The 1072-nt window shown below is 68.8% G+C and carries 1 protein-coding gene; it reads left to right on the forward strand.

Annotated features, from left to right (window positions below):
- Positions 1–65 precede the first annotated feature (65 nt).
- A partial coding sequence (locus tag ACQUQ1_RS22355; protein ID WP_435066379.1) for a sugar transferase occupies positions 66–1072 on the forward strand: 1007 nt, incomplete at its 3' end.

Consider the following 1072-nt stretch of genomic DNA (forward strand, 5'->3'; position numbering starts at 1 on the left):
CGCGTCGGACGGAGCGAGGACGGTTACGTAGGAGTTAACCCTGTTGCCGTGACAACACGTCGGTAATGGAGCGAGGGTGGCGCTATCGCATCGCCAGCGTCGCGGGAGTGGCACTCCTGTCGGCGCTGGCGGTCGGCATCGCGAACCACGGCGCGGTCCAGTCGGCCGCGGCGACGCTGCCGCTGCTGCGGCGGCTCCCGGCCGACACGCCCGCGGCCCCGGAGTTCGCGATCGAGGTCCTGCTGACCGTCGCGGTGTTCACGGGGGCGTTCTTCCCCCTGTACCGCCCGCGGCCGCGGCGCGTCCTCGACACGGTCGCGCTCGCGCACAAGCGCGTGGTCGTCGCCGTGTTCGCCGTCGCGACGATCGGCTACTTCGACTACACGTACGCCCTCCCCCGGCTCACGGTGCTGTTGGTCGCGCCGGTGCTGTTCGTCGCCCTGCCCGCGTGGTTCGTCTGGATCCGCCGGCGGCCGACCGGCGACGGGGAGCGCACGATCGTCGTCGGCGACGACCCCGACGTGATCGAGGACGTGATCGGCGAGGTGGACGAGGAGCTGCTGGGTTACGTGTGCCCGACGAACACCCTCGGGTCGCGGGCGGAGGTCGGCGCGCAGGCCATGGCCGACGGCGGCGTGCACGTGGCGGGGCTGGACCGGCTCGGCGGATTGTCCCGAATCGAGGACGTGCTCGTGGAGTACGACGTGGACACGGTCGTGCTCGCATTCGAGCACGCTGACCGGGCGGAGTTCTTCGGCGCGCTGGATGCCTGTTACGAGCATGGTGTGGACGCGAAGGTGCATCGGGACCACTCGGACACGGTGTTGACCTCCGGCGACGACGTGGGCCCGCTGCTGGACGTGGTGATCGAACCCTGGGACGTGCAGGACTACATGCTCAAGCGGGCGTTCGACGTGGCGTTCTCGGTTGTGGGGTTGGTGGTTCTAAGTCCGGTGATTCTGGGGATCTGTGTGGCGATCAAGTTGGATGACGGCGGGTCGGTGCTGTACAAGCAGGAGCGGACGGCCGTGTTCGGGGAGACGTTCGACGTGTACAAGTTCCGGTCGATGGT

This window comes from Halobaculum sp. EA56, assembly GCF_051195075.1.
Taxonomy (GTDB): domain Archaea; phylum Halobacteriota; class Halobacteria; order Halobacteriales; family Haloferacaceae; genus Halobaculum.